The sequence below is a fragment of the Bacillus haimaensis genome (genome assembly GCF_048270625.1).
In the GTDB taxonomy this organism is placed as follows: domain Bacteria; phylum Bacillota; class Bacilli; order Bacillales; family Bacillaceae_I; genus Sutcliffiella_A; species Sutcliffiella_A haimaensis.
This window is the reverse complement of record NZ_CP158164.1, coordinates 2,081,473-2,101,749: the sequence shown is the minus strand read 5'-3', so window position 1 is coordinate 2,101,749 and position 20,277 is coordinate 2,081,473. Positions and strand designations below refer to the sequence as shown.

Here is a 20,277-nt window from a genome sequence, read left to right as displayed (position 1 = left end):
ATGAAGCATATTGACCTTTATAAGGAAAAGAACGTACTTGTCTTAGGGCTGGCAAAAAGCGGCACAGCTACGGCAAATCTATTACATACACTCGGTGCAAATGTCATTGTAAACGATCGTACTCCTATAGAAGGTAATGAGCAGGCGATGGCACTGCAAGCCAAAGGTATGGAAGTAATCTGCGGAGGGCATCCATTAAGCATCTTTGATCAGGAGATTGATATGGTGTTCAAAAATCCGGGGATACCTTATACGAATCCAATGGTGGAGTTGGCCATTCAAAAAGGTATTCCTGTACTGACGGAAGTGGAGCTTGCCTATCAGATCAGTGAAGCGGATTTTATCGGCATTACCGGATCAAATGGCAAAACCACTACCACCACGTTAATTGATGAAATACTTGAAGCGGGCGGGAAGTCACCGCTTATTGCTGGAAACATCGGTCAAGTCTCTGTAGAGGTGGCCCAAAAAGCTACTTCATCAAACATCATGGTGACTGAGCTTTCTTCTTTTCAATTAATGGGTATTGAATCCTTCCGCCCGAAAATTTCTGTGCTGCTGAATATTTTTGAGGCGCATTTGGATTACCATGGGACTCTAGCAGGTTATGCAAAAGCCAAAGCTGCAATCATGAAGAATCAGACAAATGAGGATTTTGCAGTCGTTAATGCAGATGATGCTGTCATTATGGACATGGTTCAACTTTCAAGTGCAACCATTATTCCTTTTTCTGTAACAAAGAAAGTGGATGGTGCATACCTGCAGGATGATGCCATCTATTTTAAGGAAGAAAAAGTGATGGAAGTAAAGGATATTGTATTGCCAGGAAAGCATAATCTGGAAAACATACTTGCCGCAGTAGCGGCTGTAAAGCTGGTAGGTACCACCAATGAAGCGATTCACCAAGTGCTTACCTCTTTTACCGGGGTCAAGCACCGCCTACAGTATGTGGATACAATCGAGAATAGAAGATTCTACAATGATTCAAAAGCTACCAATATATTAGCCACGCAAAAAGCTATTTCCGCCTTTGAAGAAAAAGTAATTCTGCTGGCTGGTGGTCTGGATAGAGGAAACGAATTCGATGATCTTCTTCCGTACCTGAACAATGTAAAAGCATTGATCACTTTTGGCGAAACCGCGGAGAAACTTATGAAAACTGCGAAAGAGGCAGGAATAAAAGAGATAAAACGTGTCGATAATGTGGAAAAAGCCGTTCCGGTTGCCTATGAAATGTCCCATGTCGGTGATATTATCCTTTTATCTCCAGCGTGTGCAAGTTGGGATCAATACAAAACATTTGAACAACGAGGAGACATTTTTATAGAGGCCGTGCATAAGCTTAAGTAAGGGCTTGGCCATAGAAATGAGGCTTTGTTCTGATAGTTGCCCACTTCCGGGATATAAGGGAAGTGCAACATACGGACAAAGCCTTTTTTTGGCTAAATAGAAGGAGAAAAGCAGGCTGGATCCTTATCTATTTGCTCTAAAAAATGCTCGAGAGGTGTTTTCTGTTGGCGACAAAGCGATCTACTCCCGATTTAATTCTAATTATAACAACACTGACTTTACTTGCTATCGGTCTAATCATGGTCTACAGTGCAAGTGCGGTCTGGGCGGATTATAAGTTCCAGGACACCTTCTTCTTCGCAAAGCGGCAGCTGCTGTTTGCAGGCCTTGGGGTTGTGGCGATGTTCTTTATCATGAATGTCGATTACTGGACATGGCGGACATGGGCAAAGCTGATTATCATTGTGTGTTTTATTCTTCTGGTAGCCGTATTGATTCCAGGCATCGGGATGGAACGGAATGGATCTAGGAGCTGGATAGGAGTTGGAGCATTTTCGGTACAACCTTCAGAATTCATGAAAATTGCCATGATTGCATTCTTGGCAAAGTACTTAAGCGAAAACCAAAAGAAAATTACTTCCTTTAAAAAGGGGTTAGTACCTAGCCTTGGGTTGGTTTTCCTTGCATTTGGAATGATCATGCTTCAGCCGGATCTTGGAACAGGGACCGTAATGGTCGGAACCTGTATCGTCATGATTTATGTTGCAGGTGCAAGAATCAGTCACTTTGTTGGATTAGGGTTAATAGGCGTGGCTGGGTTTGTTGCATTGGTACTGTCTGCCCCTTATCGAATAAAGCGAATTACCTCTTTCCTTGATCCGTGGGAAGACCCTTTGAACAGTGGGTTTCAGATTATCCAGTCCTTGTATGCAATCGGTCCCGGTGGTCTACTTGGATTGGGATTGGGTCAAAGCAGGCAAAAATTCTTTTACCTGCCAGAACCACAAACGGATTTCATTTTTGCCATTTTGGCAGAAGAGCTGGGCTTTATCGGGGGATCCTTTGTCGTCTTGCTTTTTGCGCTACTGCTATGGAGGGGCATACGTATTGCACTCGGGGCACCTGACCTGTATGGAAGCTTCTTGGCAGTAGGCATTATCGCTATGGTAGCCATCCAAGTTATCATCAATGTCGGGGTTGTGACAGGATTGATGCCGGTAACCGGAATCACCTTGCCGTTCTTAAGCTATGGAGGATCCTCGTTGACCTTGATGCTTATGGCAGTGGGAATCCTGCTCAATATAAGCCGATATGCAAAATATTAAAAGAATAAGCCAGAAAATCAGTGAAAACTGACTTTCTGGCTTATTTTGTTGGTTTCTCTGAAATATATGTTTATTCCATTTGACTCCCTGTTGACTTCCGTTCCAGGTGTTCGCTTTCCGCGGGGCGGTGCTTGAGCCTCCTCGGCTTGCCTGCGGGGTCTCAAGTCTACCGCTATCTCCCGCAGGAGTCTCACACCTTGCACTCCAATCAACAGGGGCGGCAGGTGACGCATAACATCTTCACTATATTCATTTTTCATGGCGTAAATCTTTTACATGAGGTCTTGTCTGTTAGTTCTGATTTTGATTATTTTAGAATCTAGCTGTTGATTGGAGCAATAGGCGAAGACTCCTGCGGGAGATGGCGTTTAGTGGAGACCCCACAGGCGAAGCCGAGGAGGCTCCACTAACGCCCCGCGGAAAGCGAAGCCTATTGCGGAGATCAACAGCGGTGTTTAACAGAGCCTTTTTATTTGTTGAACCATTAAAGAATCAGGAATGTGAAAGTGAGTAGTTGGACCTGAGACTAGAGTCATATGAATTTCGGTAGTATGACAAAACATAAAATTTTGGTTACAAAATCTGATTTTGATTGCACAACTCCAACAAGGGATATAGTATATAGATATTATGCGCACAAAGCGATGAGTCTTTTTTATTATTTGACGTTTAGATAAGCGGAAAATATGCTAGGATGGATTTAAAGGGTTTATCATTATAGTACGATGGGTATATAACTATCGTTCGTTTTATTTATTATTATACATATTTAGACTCATCCCATCCCTTTACGATGCATTAGGCTGATGTACCTTCTTTTTTTATACTGCATAGAATAACAAAAAAGATTAAGTACACGGCAATAAAAACGATTTACACTCTTTCATTATAAAATTAACTTAAATGATTGACGGAACGTGTATGTAGGAGGAATTTATGGAACAGTTACAGTTGGTTAAGGAGTTGCAAGAAGCAAATGTAGGAAAGGTCCTGCCAGATGAACCATTGGCAAATCATACAACAATGAAGATTGGCGGCCCTGCTGATGTATTGGTAGAACCGAGTAATCTTGACATGCTGCAGGAGACGATGAAAATTATTCATAAGCATGACGCAAAATGGACTGCGATAGGACGCGGCTCCAATCTGTTGGTGTCTGATCTTGGTATAGAAGGTGTAGTCATAAAGCTTGGAAACGGCATGGATCATCTTGAAGTGAGCGGAAATGAAGTGAAAGTTGGCGGTGGCTACTCCCTGATCAAGCTTGTAACCATCATCAGTAAACAGGGATTGACAGGTCTTGAATTTGCTGCAGGCATCCCAGGGACAGTCGGAGGTGCCGTGTATATGAATGCTGGAGCACATGGGGCGGATATGTCCAAAGTACTGAAAGTGGCACATGTATTATTTGAAGATGGCGAGATGGCCTGGTTGACAGCGGAGGAAATGAATTTCTCCTATCGCACATCACTGCTTCAGAAAGAACGTCCTGGGATCTGTCTAGAAGCCGTTCTGAATGTGGAAGAGGGCAACAGGGAAGATGTAGTTGCTACACTTCAAAAAAACAAAGATTACAGACGTAATACCCAACCGTTCAATTATCCTTGTGCAGGAAGCATTTTCAGAAATCCGCTCCCGGAATATGCAGGTGCATTGATCGAAAAAGCTGGTCTGAAAGGATACACTATCGGTGGTGCAAAAGTTTCTGAAATGCATGCAAATTTCATTGTAAATGATAACGGGGCGAAAGCTCAGGATGTACTGGACCTTATCGCTCATATCAAAAAAACAGTACTCGAATCATTTAACGTGCAATTAGAGACGGAAGTTGAAATAATAGGAAGAAAATAGTATTCTTTATCCTTTTTTTCACCCCACATGTGATATAATTATGCTAGAAAATCAATGCATAATATATTCTTGGAATATGCCGTGCGGTGGGGTGAAAACGTACTACATGGAAAAAGGGAAAGTAGTTACTTTGGAAGATCGGGTTCCTAAATTAAAAGAGCAGCGAAAACACAAGGCTAATCGGAGACTGATTCTCTATTTATCCTTATTTTTTATCCTGTTGTCTCTCATTATTTACTCACAATCTTCCTTAAGCAAGGTCTCGGCTATTAAAGTAAGCGGTGATCGCCATTTGACGGAAGAGGAGATTGTAGACTTAAGCGGAATTTCCCTTAAGACAAGCATCTGGAGAGTTAATGAGGAAGAAGCATCCAATAAAATCCTTCAGCATAAAGAGATAAAGGAAGCTCAGGTGTTCAGGAAACTCCCTAATACTGTGGAAATAGACGTTAAGGAATATAATCGTATCGCTTATATATATGACGAAGGGAATTACTTTCCTGTTATCGAAAACGGGAAAATTTTAGCTGCAATTGAATTGGACTCGCTGCCAGATGATGCTCCTCTTATGATGAACTGGAATCAGGGAGATTCCGTGGAAGAATTTATCGGGGAACTGATGAAGCTGCCCGAATCCATCATCTATGCCATTTCAGAAATTCATCATACGCCATCTGAAGTAGATCCTTATCATATTACACTATTTATGAATGATGGATTCGAAGTTAGTGCAACAGTAAGAGACTTTTCAAATAAGATGTCAGCTTATCCCTCCATTGTCGCACAACTTGATCCGAATCAAAAAGGTGTGATTAATATAGAGGTAGGGACATTTTTCAAACCTTATGAAACAGTTGGAGATGAAGATCAGGATGAAGGTGAACGGTAAACATGTCGTCCTATCCTTTGTTTGTTTAGTGCTTGGATTCATCATTTCCTATTCGTATCAATTAACACAAGAGGAAGACAACAAAGGAACAGACAGACAATGGGAACGTGACTTTGCAATTCGTGATTCTTTGATAAAGACGGAAGAGCGAAACTTGCAATTGCAAAAAGAATTATTGGACAAGCAGGAAGAACTCAGAAAAATAGAGGAAAGTCTTGCAACAGGAGAACAGCTTCTTTTTAATCTGGTGGAAGATGCTGAGAATCTTCGAATGTACAATGGAAACGTAAAAGTACAGGGTAAAGGTGTGGAGATAACGCTTTCCGATGCCTCTTATGTACCTTCCGAGGAAAATGTAAATAATTATATCGTTCATGAGGGACATGTTTTTAAATTGATGAACGAGTTATTCATCTCGGGTGCAGCTGCAGTTTCCATCAATGGTCAACGAATTACGAAGAACTCTTATATCGTTTGCAACGGTCCCGTCATCACAATTGATGGAAACCAGTACCCTGCACCTTTTAAAATAAGTGCAATTGGAGACCCAAATGTGCTAATTCCTGCACTTAATATCCTTGGTGGTGTGAAGGACCAATTAGTTGCAGATAACATTACGATAAAAATGATGGAAAAAGACAGTATTGTAATAGACCCTGTCATTCAATAGATTAATTGGGCAGCATGCTTGGTAAGGTTAGGTGTTCTAGGTGGTCAATCGGAAATTAAGTTTTACCATTATTACAATTATTGTTGGCCTGATGGTTGCCGTTCAATTTCAAACAGTACAACAACCGAATGTTCGCGATACACGTGATACTTGGGAACTGAGAAGCGATTTGAAAAAAGAGCAGGAAATACAGTCGCAAATCATCCAAGAGATTCGGAAATATGAAGCTACCATTCAGGAATATACAAAAGAGCAAAAAAAATCCAAAGAAGCTGCTTTAAGAGATACGCTTGAGGAATTAAAAAAGGATGCAGGCTTGACTGAAGTGAGCGGACCGGGTATCAGAATGACTGTCAAACCACTTTTCGGGGAGGATATCCTTGGTGAAGTGCAGGAAAATATTTCAGCAGAACTATTGCGTCGATTTGTCAATGAGTTGAATTCCTATGAAAGTGATGAAATCTCCATTGCAGGTCAGCGTATCGTCAATAACACGGTGATCCGTGAAATCAATGGAAGAACAAAAGTGAATAATGCATGGATTCCTAACGCGAATTTTGAAATTGTTGTTATTACAGACGACCCAACCAAGTTATATAACCGGCTGCAGGTATCACGTGCAATGGACGAGTTTGCGATCGAAAATCTATTGCTGGAAGTTTCCACTCCCATTAATCATGTTACAGTACCGGCATATGACGAAGCAATCAGAGTAAAATACATGGAGCCGGTGAAGGCAGAGAAGGAGGGGAATTAATATGTGGCTTCCGCTCCTTGGTCTGATAGTAGGAATTGTGTTGGGACTGTATTCTGAAATCAGAGTACCGGATGAGTATTCGAATTACTTGTCCATCGCAGTTCTGGCTGCACTTGATACTTTATTCGGTGGAATAAGGGCTCACCTGCAAAACAATTATGATGATAAAGTATTTGTTTCCGGATTTTTCTTTAATATCCTATTGGCAGCAAGTTTAGCTTTTCTCGGTGTCCATCTTGGTGTAGACTTGTATTTAGCTGCAGTTTTCGCATTTGGAGTCAGGTTGTTCCAGAATATTGCAGTGATAAGAAGGATTTTATTATCAAAATGGTCACTTTCTAAAGAAAAAAACGAAAAAAAATGATTTTTAAAAAGGGAAAACATCATGAATGTGGAATACTTTCTAGTATAATATGTTTTTCCGCTTGTTGTTCTATATAATTGGTTGTTTTTTAGTAGTAGAAGGAGGTGCCATAGAATGAACAGCAATGAAATTTACGTAAGTTTGGACATCGGTACATCCAGTGTTAAAGTAATCATTGGAGAAATGGTAAATGATACTTTAAATATAATTGGAGTCGGTAATGTAAAATCAACTGGTTTACGAAAAGGATCAATTGTAGACATAGATGAAACGGTTCATTCCATCAAAAAGGCAGTGGAGCAGGCAGAAAGAATGGTAGGCCTGCCGATTAACCGAGTGGTGGTAGGAGTAACCGGAAATCATGTGCAATTGCAGGATTGCCATGGTGTAGTAGCAGTATCAAGCGAAAACAGGGAGATTGCGGATGAGGATATCGCACGAGTGATTGACGCAGCTCAAGTTTTCTCCATTCCTCCTGAGCGAGAAATAATCGATTGCATTCCAAAACAGTTTATTGTGGATGGATTGGATGAAATTAATGATCCTCGTGGAATGCTTGGAGTACGCCTGGAAATGGAAGGTACCATTATCACAGGTTCCAAAACAGTTCTACATAATTTATTGCGTTGTGTGGAGAAAGCAGGATTGGAAATAACCGATATCTGCTTACAGCCTCTTGCAACCGGCTCCATTGCCCTTTCCAAGGATGAACGAAACCTTGGTGTAGCGTTGGTGGACATAGGTGGGGGTTCTACGACCATCGCAGTCTACCAAGATGGGTTTTTAAAAGCTACAAGCGTGGTTCCTGTAGGTGGAGAATATATCACTAAGGATATTTCCATCGGATTACGCACATCTACGGAAGATGCAGAGAAAATTAAAATCAAGCATGGACATGCCTTCTATGATCATGCTTCTGATGAAGAGGTTTTCAGTGTTCCGATTATCGGCAGTGATCAGCACCAACAATTCAGCCAACTTGAAATCTCTGATATTATTGAAGCTAGAATGGAAGAAATTTTCGAACTGGTTCAACATGAGATTAAGAGATTGGGTGTAAGAGATGTACCTGGTGGCTTCGTGCTGACAGGTGGTGTTGTAACAATGCCTGGTGTGTTGGAACTGGCACAGTTGATCTTGAATAACAATGTACGCAAAGCTGTTCCGGATTATATCGGTGTAAGAGAGCCGCAGTATACAACTGGAGTGGGACTGATACAATTCGCATATAAAAATGCAAAGCTTCAAGGAAGAAAAATCGAGTCTACATCTGCATCTGTAGAACATGTAGAAAAGCGCAGTGGTAAACCAACACAACAAAAAGGAAAACAGATGAAGCAAGTGAATGAAGAAGAAAAGGTTGGTACAAAGGTGAAGAAATTCTTCGGTCTTTTCTTTGAATAAACATTTGATGAGTTTGTTAGTACTTTCTTAGAATTAGGAGGAACAGTTATGTTAGATTTTGATACTAATATCGATCAATTAGCTACCATTAAAGTAATCGGAGTCGGTGGAGGCGGTAATAACGCGGTAAACCGTATGATAGAGCATGGTGTACAAGGTGTGGAATTCATTGCTGTAAACACGGACGCTCAAGCACTAAACCTATCCAAGGCAGAAGTGAAAATGCAAATCGGCGGTAAATTGACCCGGGGACTTGGTGCAGGAGCCAATCCTGAAGTTGGAAAAAAAGCTGCAGAAGAAAGCAAAGAGCAGTTGGAAGAAGTATTAAAAGGTGCTGATATGGTATTCGTAACAGCTGGAATGGGCGGAGGTACCGGTACAGGTGCAGCACCTGTCATCGCTCAGATCGCACGTGACCTAGGAGCATTGACAGTGGGTGTTGTTACAAGACCATTCACATTCGAAGGCCGTAAGCGTGCTACTCAAGCAGCTGGCGGTATTGCTTCCATGAAAGAAGCAGTCGATACGCTGATTGTAATCCCTAATGATCGTCTACTTGAAATCGTAGATAAAAACACTCCGATGCTTGAAGCATTCCGTGAAGCGGATAATGTACTGCGTCAGGGTGTTCAAGGTATCTCTGACCTTATTGCCACTCCTGGTCTGATTAACCTTGACTTTGCCGATGTGAAAACAATCATGTCCAATAAAGGTTCCGCATTAATGGGTATTGGTGTAGCAACAGGTGAAAACCGTGCAGCTGAAGCTGCGAAAAAAGCAGTATCCTCTCCACTACTTGAAACTTCCATCGATGGAGCGCAAGGGGTTCTGATGAACATTACAGGTGGAACAAACCTTAGTCTTTATGAAGTCCAAGAGGCGGCTGATATTGTTGCTTCTGCTTCTGACCAAGAGGTAAATATGATTTTCGGTTCTGTTATCAATGAGAATCTGAAAGATGAGATTGTTGTTACAGTTATCGCTACCGGATTCAGTGAAGCGGAAATCAACCATACGAAACAAGGTGCCCGCCCTGTATTTGGTGCACAAAAATCACCTGTTCAAAAGCGTGAAGTGAAGCGTGAGGAACAAGTGCAACAACACCAGGAGCCTGTTCGTCAGCAACAGCCTTCACAGCCTCAACAGCAAGAGGAAACATTGGACATCCCGACGTTCCTTCGTAACAGAAACCGTCGCAGATAATAATGAATGAAACCGAGCTTTTTTTAGGAGCCAATTTAAAAGCGCAAAATCCGTACTAATACGGGTTTTGCGCTTTTTTTGTACCTAACCTGTTATCACCACCGACAAATTAGCAAAAAATCCTTCAAAAATTGTATTCTACTATCGGCATAAACTGACAGACTTTCCAGGAGGCAGTAATATATACTAGTTTCAAATACAAAAAGGTATAAATGAGGGACTAATTTGACCGTTTATTTAGATGCCATCTGGCTCCTAAACTTTGGTTTTGATTTTCTTCTTTTAAGAATGACCGCCTTCATTTTAAAACGTCATGTTGCTACTTGGAGAATGGTGATAGGTGCACTCATTGGATCTGTGATTGTTGTATTAATGTTTACGCCACTGCAATATATTGTGACCCATGTGACAGTAAAACTCATTTTTTCTGTATGTATGATTCTTGTCACCTTTGGTTTCCATCGAGCCCGTACTTTTGTAGAAAATCTGATGGTCTTCTACATCACTACTTTTGCGGTTGGCGGGGGAATGTTTGCCACTCATTATTTTTTGAGGGTCGATCATCAATTTGCAAATGATACGATTTCTACTTTGACAACAGGTCTTGGTGACCCTGTATCCTGGATGTTTGTGCTTGTTGGATTTCCGATCCTCTTATACCTCACGAAGAAACAGTTCAGCACCGTTGAAACCAGAAAATACCGCTATGATCAATTGGCCACTATTACCATTAATCTTGAAAAGGATGTGATTGTATTATCAGGTTTGGTTGATAGTGGAAATCAGCTCCAAGACCCCATCACTAAGACCCCTGTGATGATTGTGGAAGTGGCCCGTCTTCAAGAAATCATACCGGAAGAAATAGTACATGCCATGAGTTCCATCGAAAATACACAAGGCTGGCCTACATTTTCCGATGAGACGAAATGGGTGGAGAGAATTAGGATCATCCCTTATCGGGCAGTAGGCAAAGAGACCACCTTGATGCTGGCAATTAAACCGGATAAGGCAATTATTCTACATGACAATAAACAATATGAAACAACCAAATTCCTCATAGGGCTGACACGAACGGAACTTTCCTCAGAAGGGGATTACGCATGTATCCTTCATCCGAAAATGCTGCAGGGCGAAACTGACGAAGAGCAAGTCTCCTGAGCATAGGCTGTTTACACAATGAGTCTACTTATCTGTGAGTTTTTCTATATATAAATACGCATTTTCTTCATAAATAGAAGGAGGAATTCAGTTGGGAAAGCTAAAAATAAAAATCACCTATTTATGGTATAAGCTACTCATTAAGCTGGGGATAAAAACGGATGAAATATACTACATAGGTGGAAGCGAGGCGTTGCCACCGCCGTTATCGAAAGAAGAGGAGGCTCTTTTATTAGTTAAGCTTCCAGTAGGAGATCAAGCAGCACGTTCCATCCTTATCGAAAGAAACTTGAGACTCGTCGTATACATTGCCCGAAAATTCGAGAATACCGGAATCAACATTGAAGATCTGATCAGCATTGGAACAATTGGCCTAATAAAAGCTGTTAATACTTTTAATCCCGATAAGAAAATCAAGCTTGCTACCTACGCCTCCAGATGCATTGAAAATGAGATTTTGATGTACCTTAGACGAAACAATAAAGTTCGTTCTGAGGTATCCTTTGACGAACCGCTTAATATTGATTGGGATGGAAATGAACTTCTGCTTTCAGATGTTCTCGGAACCGATGAGGATATCATTACAAAAGATCTAGAGGCAAATGTGGACCGGAAGCTACTTTTAAAAGCATTGGAGCAATTGAATGACCGGGAAAAACAGATTATGGAACTTCGGTTCGGTCTAATTGGCGGAGAGGAAAAAACACAAAAGGATGTAGCGGATATGCTTGGTATTTCACAGTCCTACATTTCCCGGTTAGAAAAAAGAATCATTAAAAGGCTGCGAAAAGAATTTAACAAAATGGTGTAAAAAAAATTATTGAGATTTTTTCCAGATTTCATAAGGGTTGGATATATTTGTCAGAATAGATAGATTATAGCTTGTGCATATTTTTCCCTCCAGAGGAGATACTTAACTCTGAAACAGCAACTCCTGTTAGGAGGGGAAAGAATGACACGTAATAAAGTAGAAATCTGCGGAGTAGATACCTCCAAGCTTCCTGTTTTGAAGAATGAAGAAATGCGGAAGTTATTTCGTGAAATGCAAGGCGGAGAGCTTTCTGCAAGAGAAAAGCTTGTGAATGGGAACCTAAGGCTCGTTCTAAGTGTTATTCAACGGTTTAACAACCGTGGTGAGTTTGTAGATGACTTATTTCAAGTAGGCTGCATCGGTTTAATGAAGTCGATTGATAATTTTGACTTAGGTCAGAATGTTAAGTTTTCTACATATGCAGTACCAATGATAATCGGGGAGATAAGACGTTATCTGCGAGATAATAATCCGATCAGGGTTTCTCGCTCATTGCGTGATATTGCCTACAAGGCCTTGCAGGTCAGGGAAAGGCTGATGAGTGAAACATCGAGGGAGCCTACCGCAGAAGAAATTTCAAAAGTACTTGAAGTCCCGCATGAGGAGATTGTTTTTGCTTTAGATGCTATTCAGGATCCCGTGTCCTTATTTGAGCCTATCTATAATGATGGTGGAGACCCGATATATGTATTGGATCAGATCAGTGACGAAAAGAACAAAGATATCCAATGGATAGAAGAAATAGCACTAAAAGAAGGAATGAGACGACTCAATGACAGGGAAAAGCTCATTTTAAGAAAAAGGTTTTTTCAAGGGAAAACGCAAATGGAAGTTGCTGATGAAATCGGGATATCGCAAGCACAAGTGTCAAGACTTGAAAAGGCTGCGATCAAACAGATGAATAAAAATATTCAGAGCTGAATGCATGTAGTGATACAATGCCGTAATAAAACAAGCACCGGATCCTTCCTTTCAAGGATAGGACCGGTGCTTTTTATGTGGACTCAGGAAATTTCGCTGATTAATTTGAAATACCCTCATGAATAAGGGTAGCAGAATCATATATTTAACTATGAAGCAATTTAATGGAGGTATGGATATGGTGAAAATTTCTGAATTCCAGATGAAAGATGTTGTGAGTGTGTCGGACGGAAAGAAGCTTGGGAATATCGGGGATATTGATATTAATCTATCCAATGGGAAAATAGAGGCAATCATTATCAGTGGCGGGGGAAGAATGTTAGGTTTCTTCGGGAAGGATGAAGAGTTTGTCATTCCTTGGAGGAACATCGTGAAAATTGGAGCAGATGTCATCCTTGTCAGGTATCAGACTTCTGTGGAAACGAAGTATGAGGAATAGGAAAAGGCGAAAATTCGTGTCGAAAGTGACTTATTCATTCTTTTTTTGAAGAAAAATGTGGTACAATGTGAAGTAATATATGTGTAAACAAGCAAAGAAGGTGTCTAGCATGCGAGAGCCTTTTATTCAACAATCAGAACAATATTTGTCGATACCAGGTTGGGAAGTGGCCAACTCCAAACTTGTGACAGGTTTTACGACGAAAACAGGTGGAGTAAGCAAAGGTCCTTTTACTTCCTTCAACATGGGATTGCATGTGTTCGATCAGGATGAGGCAGTACGAGAGAACAAAGAAATTCTTGCCCGGTCCATTCATTTCCCTCTTTCTAACTGGGTAGGATGTGATCAGGTGCATGATGCCCAGATTGAAAAGATAAATGAATCATCCATCGGTAGAGGGGTAACAAGCTATGATACAGCGGTACCTAAGACAGATGGGATTTATACAGATAAGGAAGATATTTTACTAACCTTGTGCTTTGCAGATTGCGTACCGTTGTATTTCCATTCACCCAAGCATTCTCTCATAGGCTTGGCACATGCAGGCTGGAAGGGGACCGTTCAGGACATTGGCGGCAAAATGGTACAACGTTGGATGGAGGAGGGAGTTTCTCCAAATGAGATACAAGCTGCAATTGGACCCTCCATCTCCTCAAATGCTTATATTGTGGATGACTACGTTCTTGGCCAAGTAAAAGGCATATTGCCAAAAGAAATCTTTCCGACTGTTTATAAAGAGACTTCCCAAGGGCAATATAGCTTAGATCTTAAACTGGTTAATCTGGAATTGCTTTTGCTTGCGGGAGTACCGAGAGAGAACATCAGCTGTAGCTCCTATTGTACAAGCACTCATGATAAGCTGTTCTTCTCCCATAGGAGAGATAATGGAAAGACTGGGAGAATGATGAGTTTTATTGGGATGAAAGGGGTACAGAACAATGGATGAGCGCATTTCTGTTCAGCGGAATCTGACTACTATCAAGGAAAATATTCATCTGGCATGCCTTCAGTCCAATAGAAATCCTGATGAAATCAAGGTAGTGGCAGTAACGAAATACGTATCCGTCGAAAGAACGGAAGAGGCCCTTTCAAGTGGAATCGTTCATTTTGGGGAGAACCGGGACGAAGGGCTATTGGAAAAGTGGGAGCATATGTCCGATAAGGCTGTCTGGCATTTCATCGGTTCACTGCAAACAAAGAAAGTGAAGAAAATAATTGATAAGGTCTCCTATATTCACTCATTGGACCGAATCTCTTTGGCTGAGGAAATACATAAACGAGCAACCCAACCTGTAAAATGTTTTATTCAAGTAAATGTATCCGGTGAAGAATCCAAGCATGGACTTGAGCCGGAAGAAGTAGCGGAATTTGTGAAGGATTTATCCCCTTTTACAAATATTGAATTAGTAGGCTTAATGACGATGGCACCTTACACCGAGGATGAAAAGCTTTTAAGAACATGCTTTCGTGACCTGAAGGACCTGCAGGAAAAAATCAAAGCCATGAATCTATCTTATGCACCGTGCACGGAGCTTAGCATGGGAATGTCCAATGATTACATGATTGCCATTGAAGAAGGGGCTACTTTCATTAGAATTGGCAGTGCTCTTGTCGGGAGCGAACAATAATTTGGAGGTGTAAGGAATGACAATTAAATCAAAATTCAAAAGCTTTTTTGCGCTAGATGATGAATATGAATACAAAGAACAAGAAGAATATGAAGAGGAAATGGTGGAAGAAACAAGGAAAACCAGGTCCGCAACGCATCAGCCTAAACAAAATGTGGTAAGCTTGCAAAGTGTCCAGAAATCCTCCTCTTCCAAAGTGGTTCTTTTTGAGCCTAGGTCCTATTCGGAAGCCCAGGATATTGCAGACCATCTGAAGGGGCGCCGCGCCATCATTGTGAATCTCCAACGGATTGACCACGACCAGGCAAAGCGAATCGTTGATTTTCTTAGTGGAACCGTATATGCTTTGGGCGGCGACATTCAGCGTGTAGGCCAAAACATATTCCTTTGTACGCCTGATAACGTGGATGTCTCCGGATCCATTTCGGAAATCATGCACCAGGAGCAGGACGACTTTAGCGATAAAAGGTGGTAGGAGTTTATGGGATTAGTATTAAATTTAATTCAACAGCTGGTCGGCTTTTATATGATAGCTTTAGTCATCTACATTTTCATGTCCTGGTTCCCAGGTGCTAGGGAATCTTCCATTGGAAGGATATTGGCTAGAATCTGTGAGCCGTATTTGGAAATGTTCCGCAGATTTATTCCGCCGCTGGGAATGATTGATATTTCCCCGATTGTCGCGATTTTAGTGTTGCGTTTCGCAACGGCAGGTCTGGGGCAACTTTTCCAAATGTTAGGATTGGTTTAATGGTCAAGTAGGGAATCCATCATGGTTCCCTACTTATATTTTGTGAAGTTGAGCTTATAGAACCCTATGTGATGGTGATCAGATTGAGTATTTATATGCATTTCCGACCGGAAGAACATGAATTTATTGATCAGGTTCTTGAATGGAAGGAAACGGTTAATGAGCAATATGCTCCAAAACTGACAGATTTCCTTGATCCTCGTGAGCAAGAGATCATCCAGAGCATTATTGGAGCAAACGATGAAGTCAAGATTAGGCTTTTTGGTGGTGCAGAGGGTGCTGAACGGAAAAGAGCATTTCTGTATCCTTCTTACTATTCTCCAGGAATGGAGGATTTCCAGCTTAAAGCATACGACATTTCTTATCCGGAAAAGTTTGTCCAAATCGAGCATCGACAGATTCTTGGTTCATTGATGGGAATCGGATTGAAGCGAAGCAAGTTTGGGGATATCTATTTCCACGACAAAAAAGTGCAGCTGATAATTGGCGAAGAGGTCAGCTCGTATGTGGAAATGCAGCTTCAGGAAGTGGGCAGGGTGAAAGTGTCCTTGCAGAACATTCCCCTCTCCGATGTTGTAAGCCCTCAAACCGCCTGGGAAGAAGCCTCAACTACAGCCGCTTCGCTGCGCTTGGATGTCATGCTAGCATCCATCTATAACCTTTCCAGGCAAAAGGCCCAGTTGCTGATTGGAGCAAAAAAAGTCAAGGTCAATTGGAAAGTGGTGGAGCAGTCGTCCTTCGAATGCAGGGAAGGTGACATCCTTTCTGTGAGAGGCTTCGGACGAAGTAAATTGCTGACAATTGATGGAAAGACGAAAAAGGAAAAATGGAGAATTATTGTAGGAAAACAAAAATAATTCAACTTCCAGAAGGAATTTCAGTACTGCTGTCGAATTATGTTTATAAATAATAGAGATTTTAATGGAGGTGGCAGCTATGCCCTTAACACCGCTTGATATTCATAATAAAGAGTTTAACAAGGCTTTCAGAGGCTATGATGAAGATGAAGTAAACGAGTTTCTGGATCAGGTAATCAAAGATTATGAATTGGTCATCCGTGAAAAGAAGGATTTCGAAGAGAAGGTCAAAGAACTCAACAGTCGCTTGACCCACTTCAACACAATTGAGGAAACTCTGAATAAATCCATCCTTATCGCGCAGGAATCTGCAGAAGATGTCAGACGAAATGCTCAAAAGGAAGCAAAGCTTATCATTAAAGAAGCAGAAAAAAACGCGGATCGCATCATTAATGAATCCCTATTAAAATCCAGAAAGCTTCAAGTTGAAATTGACGAATTGAAGAAGCAATCCAAAATTTTCCGCAATCGTTTCAAAATGCTGGTTGAAGCACAGTTGGAACTGATTGATAACGACGATTGGGATCATCTGATGGAATATGAGGAAAAAGAGAAAGAATTAGAAGAAAATAGAGTATAACCTTGACTAATTAAGGCTATATTCAGTATAATAACGAAACAAATTAATGTTTTTACCATAAGCTATTTATATATGTGAACTTATCATACTTATAAAACAAAACGTTGAAAGGGATAGTAGTTTCTTCATACACTTTTACAAGCGACTCGGGGATGGTGGAAGCCCGTGAAAAGCGAAGGAGCGAAGATCACCCTGGAGTATCGGACTGAACGCAGCCTGCCTGTAAGTTCGATCGGTTTATCCACGTTAAGGATACTAAAGCGGACTTATTTTTTGCTAAGTCAATTTAGGGTGGTACCACGGGAGTTCTCTCGTCCCTTTTAGGGATGAGGGGACTTTTTTATTTTTTTATAAAATGGATTGTTGGAGGAAAGACAATGGAGTATAAAGATACGTTATTGATGCCAAAAACCGATTTCCCGATGAGAGGGAATTTACCTAACCGCGAACCACAGATTCAGCAGAACTGGGATGAAATGAAGATCTATGAAAAAGTGCAGGAGCGCACAAAGGGCCGCCCGATGTATGTCCTTCATGATGGACCTCCATATGCGAATGGCGATATCCACATGGGTCATGCCCTGAATAAAGTATTAAAGGATATAATCGTCCGCTACAAGTCAATGAGCGGCTATCATGCACCTTATGTACCAGGCTGGGATACTCATGGTCTTCCTATTGAAACGGCTTTGACAAAAAACAAAAAAGTGAAACGCAAGGAAATGTCTGTGGCAGACTTCCGTAAGCTTTGTGAAGAATATGCGTATGAACAGGTTGACCGTCAACGTGAACAGTTTATGCGACTTGGTGTACGTGGTGACTGGTTCAACCCTTATATCACGCTTAAGCCTGAATATGAAGCACAGCAGATCAAGGTTTTTGGAGATATGGCGAAAAACGGCCTGATCTACAAAGGATTAAAGCCTGTCTATTGGTCTCCTTCCAGTGAGTCTGCACTCGCTGAAGCCGAAATCGAATACCAGGATAAGCGTTCTCCATCCATCTATGTTGCATTCAAAGTTGCAGATGGAAAAGGCGTGTTGGAGGATAACGAGCAGTTTATCATCTGGACCACTACTCCATGGACGATTCCTGCAAACCTAGGGATTGCCGTACATCCCGAATTGGAATATAGCGTTGTGGAAGTGGAAGGAAGCAGATATGTAATCGCATCTGAGCTTGTAGAGTCCGTTTCCAAGACAATGGAGTGGGAAACAGCTCATGTTGTCAAAACAGTGAAAGGTGCCGAGCTTGAGCATATCGTAGCAAAACACCCATTGTATGACCGCGAATCACTTGTTATGCTGGGCGATCATGTTACTACTGATGCCGGTACAGGATGTGTTCATACTGCACCAGGACATGGAGAAGATGATTTTGTCATCGGTAAAAAATACGGCTTGGATGTACTATGTCCTGTTGATTCAAGAGGGAATATGACGGAAGAAGCGCCAGGTTTCGAAGGTCTGTTCTATGATGAGGCAAACAAGCCGATCACAGAAAAACTTCAGGAAGCCGGAGCATTGCTGAAGCTGAACTTCATCACTCACTCTTATCCGCATGACTGGCGCACGAAGAAGCCAACCATCTTCCGTGCCACAGCTCAGTGGTTTGCATCGATCGATAAAATCAGAGATCAACTTCTACAAGCGGTAGCGGAAACGAAGTGGGTACCTGCTTGGGGAGAAACCCGCCTGTATAACATGGTTCGCGACCGTGGAGACTGGTGTATTTCTCGCCAGCGTGCATGGGGGGTTCCGATTCCGGTATTTTATGCGGAGAATGGCCAGGAAATCATCACGGATGAAACGATTGATCATGTATCTGCACTATTCAGAGAGCACGGCTCCAACATCTGGTTTGAAAGAGAAGCGAAAGATCTTTTACCGGAGGGCTTCACACATGAAGGCAGCCCAAATGGAACCTTCTCGAAAGAAATGGATATCATGGATGTCTGGTTTGACTCTGGATCATCCCATCAATCAGTTCTTGAGGAAAGAGATGACTTGCAGCGCCCGGCAGACCTTTATCTTGAAGGCTCTGACCAGTACCGCGGCTGGTTCAACTCTTCCTTGACAACAGGTGTGGCAGTTACTGGAAAAGCGCCTTACAAAGGAATTCTGAGTCACGGGTTTGCTCTTGATGGAGACGGACGCAAAATGAGTAAATCCCTTGGGAACGTTGTATTGCCTTCCAAGGTAATGAACCAATTAGGAGCGGATATTCTTCGTCTTTGGGTCGCATCTGTTGACTATCAATCTGATGTTCGCGTTTCAGATAACATTTTAAAACAGGTTGCAGAAGTGTACCGCAAGATCCGCAATACATTCCGATTCCTGCTTGGAAACCTGGCTGACTTTGATCCAACGGCTGATGCAGTTGATGTGAAGGATCTTCGTGAAGTGGATCGTTACATGGTCGTAAAGCTAAACAATCTGATCACCAAAGTGAAAAAGTCCTATGAAGACTATGAATTTGCCGGAATCTATCATGCAGTCCATAACTTCTGCACGATTGAACTAAGCTCATTCTATCTTGACTTTGCCAAGGATATCCTTTATATAGAAGGAAAAGACCAGCATGACCGCCGTGCGATCCAAACAGTTCTTTATGAGACACTGCTTGCACTTACCAAGCTGGTTACACCTATTCTTCCGCACACTGCAGATGAGGTTTGGTCACATATTGAGTTCGTGAAAGAGGAAAGCGTACAGCTGGTTGATATGCCGGATGTATTGTCAGTGGACAATGCTGATGCAATCGAAGAGAAGTGGGATAACTTCATGACATTACGTGATGATGTGCTTAAGGCGCTTGAGATTGCCCGTAACGAAAAAGTAATCGGGAAGTCCTTGGCAGCAAAAATCACGTTATACCCTAACGCTGAAACAAAAGCTTTGCTTGAATCAATCGAGGAAAATGTACAGCAATTGTTCATCGTTTCAGGGCTTGAAATTTCCGATTCCAAGGAACAGGCACCAGCAGAAGCTCAAAGCTTTGATAATGTTGCCATTGTTGTAGCACCAGCAGAAGGCGAAACATGTGATCGTTGCTGGGTTGTCACACCAGAGGTAGGGCAGGATTTCGATCACCCGTCCCTATGCAAACGTTGTGCATCAGTTGTGAAGGACAATTATACTGCTTGATTTGTTTGACCCCGCCTGGGCTTTGCCTGGCGGTTTTTTTTTATTTATTGTTGTGTGAGGATTATTGCGAGTTACGTGAGGATAAGATGGAGTTGCGTGAGAAAAGGACGGAGCGAAGAATTACCCCAGTTACGTGAAGACAGCACCACCTCTTACCAGTAATACCCCATAATTAATGTGACAAATACCCGCAGTAAGCCAGATTCGCCGAAACAACTCCTCCAACATCCCCA

The 20,277-nt window shown here is 41.8% G+C and carries 20 protein-coding genes and 1 other annotated feature; all 20 genes read left to right on the top strand.

What is annotated here, in order from left to right; translation table 11 throughout:
- The gene (murD, locus tag ABN702_RS10650; RefSeq protein WP_417900628.1) at positions 1-1,350 is read left to right on the top strand and encodes a UDP-N-acetylmuramoyl-L-alanine--D-glutamate ligase; all 1,350 of its coding nucleotides are present in this window, start codon (positions 1-3) and stop codon (positions 1,348-1,350) included.
- Positions 1,351-1,514: 164 nt separating this feature from the next.
- Positions 1,515-2,615, top strand: a complete 1,101-nt coding sequence (gene spoVE / locus ABN702_RS10645) for a stage V sporulation protein E (protein ID WP_386644115.1) — start codon at positions 1,515-1,517, stop codon at positions 2,613-2,615.
- A gap of 936 nt (positions 2,616-3,551) precedes the next feature.
- The gene (gene murB / locus ABN702_RS10640; protein ID WP_417900627.1) at positions 3,552-4,466 is read left to right on the top strand and encodes a UDP-N-acetylmuramate dehydrogenase; all 915 of its coding nucleotides are present in this window, start codon (positions 3,552-3,554) and stop codon (positions 4,464-4,466) included.
- Positions 4,467-4,572: 106 nt separating this feature from the next.
- The gene (locus tag ABN702_RS10635; RefSeq protein WP_417900626.1) at positions 4,573-5,355 is read left to right on the top strand and encodes a cell division protein FtsQ/DivIB; all 783 of its coding nucleotides are present in this window, start codon (positions 4,573-4,575) and stop codon (positions 5,353-5,355) included.
- Positions 5,339-6,025, top strand: coding sequence for a DUF881 domain-containing protein (locus tag ABN702_RS10630; protein ID WP_417900625.1), 687 nt, complete (start codon positions 5,339-5,341; stop codon positions 6,023-6,025). The genes ABN702_RS10635 and ABN702_RS10630 overlap by 17 nt, the downstream gene beginning before the upstream one ends.
- 40 nt (positions 6,026-6,065) lie before the next feature.
- Positions 6,066-6,782, top strand: coding sequence for a DUF881 domain-containing protein (locus ABN702_RS10625; RefSeq protein ID WP_417900624.1), 717 nt, complete (start codon positions 6,066-6,068; stop codon positions 6,780-6,782).
- Position 6,783: 1 nt separating this feature from the next.
- A complete protein-coding gene (locus ABN702_RS10620) occupies positions 6,784-7,146 on the top strand; it encodes a small basic family protein (RefSeq protein WP_010193065.1) in 363 nt (120 codons plus the stop codon).
- Between the two features lie 114 nt (positions 7,147-7,260).
- Positions 7,261-8,550, top strand: a complete 1,290-nt coding sequence (gene ftsA / locus ABN702_RS10615) for a cell division protein FtsA (protein ID WP_417900623.1) — start codon at positions 7,261-7,263, stop codon at positions 8,548-8,550.
- A gap of 48 nt (positions 8,551-8,598) precedes the next feature.
- On the top strand, positions 8,599-9,753 hold the full coding sequence (gene ftsZ, locus ABN702_RS10610) for a cell division protein FtsZ (RefSeq protein ID WP_386644097.1): 1,155 nt from the start codon (positions 8,599-8,601) through the stop codon (positions 9,751-9,753).
- 225 nt (positions 9,754-9,978) lie between these two features.
- Positions 9,979-10,911: a sigma-E processing peptidase SpoIIGA gene (gene spoIIGA, locus ABN702_RS10605; RefSeq protein ID WP_417900622.1), complete on the top strand. Its 933-nt coding sequence runs from the start codon at positions 9,979-9,981 to the stop codon at positions 10,909-10,911.
- 91 nt (positions 10,912-11,002) lie between these two features.
- Positions 11,003-11,722, top strand: a complete 720-nt coding sequence (sigE, locus tag ABN702_RS10600; RefSeq protein WP_417900621.1) for an RNA polymerase sporulation sigma factor SigE — start codon at positions 11,003-11,005, stop codon at positions 11,720-11,722.
- Between the two features lie 141 nt (positions 11,723-11,863).
- The gene (gene sigG, locus ABN702_RS10595) at positions 11,864-12,643 is read left to right on the top strand and encodes an RNA polymerase sporulation sigma factor SigG (RefSeq protein ID WP_204413496.1); all 780 of its coding nucleotides are present in this window, start codon (positions 11,864-11,866) and stop codon (positions 12,641-12,643) included.
- Positions 12,644-12,821: 178 nt separating this feature from the next.
- Positions 12,822-13,082 carry a YlmC/YmxH family sporulation protein gene (locus tag ABN702_RS10590; RefSeq protein ID WP_417900620.1) on the top strand — a complete coding sequence of 87 codons (261 nt, stop codon included), beginning with the start codon at positions 12,822-12,824 and terminating at the stop codon, positions 13,080-13,082.
- 109 nt (positions 13,083-13,191) lie between these two features.
- A complete protein-coding gene (gene pgeF / locus ABN702_RS10585) occupies positions 13,192-14,028 on the top strand; it encodes a peptidoglycan editing factor PgeF (protein ID WP_417900619.1) in 837 nt (278 codons plus the stop codon).
- Entirely contained in the window at positions 14,021-14,710 is a 690-nt protein-coding gene (locus tag ABN702_RS10580; protein ID WP_417900618.1) for a YggS family pyridoxal phosphate-dependent enzyme, read from the top strand. Before pgeF ends, ABN702_RS10580 begins: the two co-directional genes overlap by 8 nt.
- 16 nt (positions 14,711-14,726) lie before the next feature.
- A complete protein-coding gene (locus tag ABN702_RS10575; RefSeq protein ID WP_417900617.1) occupies positions 14,727-15,185 on the top strand; it encodes a cell division protein SepF in 459 nt (152 codons plus the stop codon).
- A gap of 6 nt (positions 15,186-15,191) precedes the next feature.
- Complete coding sequence (locus tag ABN702_RS10570) at positions 15,192-15,461, top strand: YggT family protein (RefSeq protein WP_417900616.1); 270 nt, start codon at positions 15,192-15,194, stop codon at positions 15,459-15,461.
- Positions 15,462-15,544: 83 nt separating this feature from the next.
- Entirely contained in the window at positions 15,545-16,318 is a 774-nt protein-coding gene (locus ABN702_RS10565) for an RNA-binding protein (protein ID WP_417900615.1), read from the top strand.
- 79 nt (positions 16,319-16,397) lie between these two features.
- On the top strand, positions 16,398-16,898 hold the full coding sequence (locus ABN702_RS10560; protein ID WP_204413513.1) for a DivIVA domain-containing protein: 501 nt from the start codon (positions 16,398-16,400) through the stop codon (positions 16,896-16,898).
- 95 nt (positions 16,899-16,993) lie between these two features.
- Positions 16,994-17,220: a binding site (T-box leader), on the top strand.
- Positions 17,221-17,275: 55 nt separating this feature from the next.
- Entirely contained in the window at positions 17,276-20,044 is a 2,769-nt protein-coding gene (gene ileS, locus ABN702_RS10555) for an isoleucine--tRNA ligase (RefSeq protein ID WP_417900614.1), read from the top strand.
- The last annotated feature ends 233 nt before the right edge of the window (positions 20,045-20,277 follow it).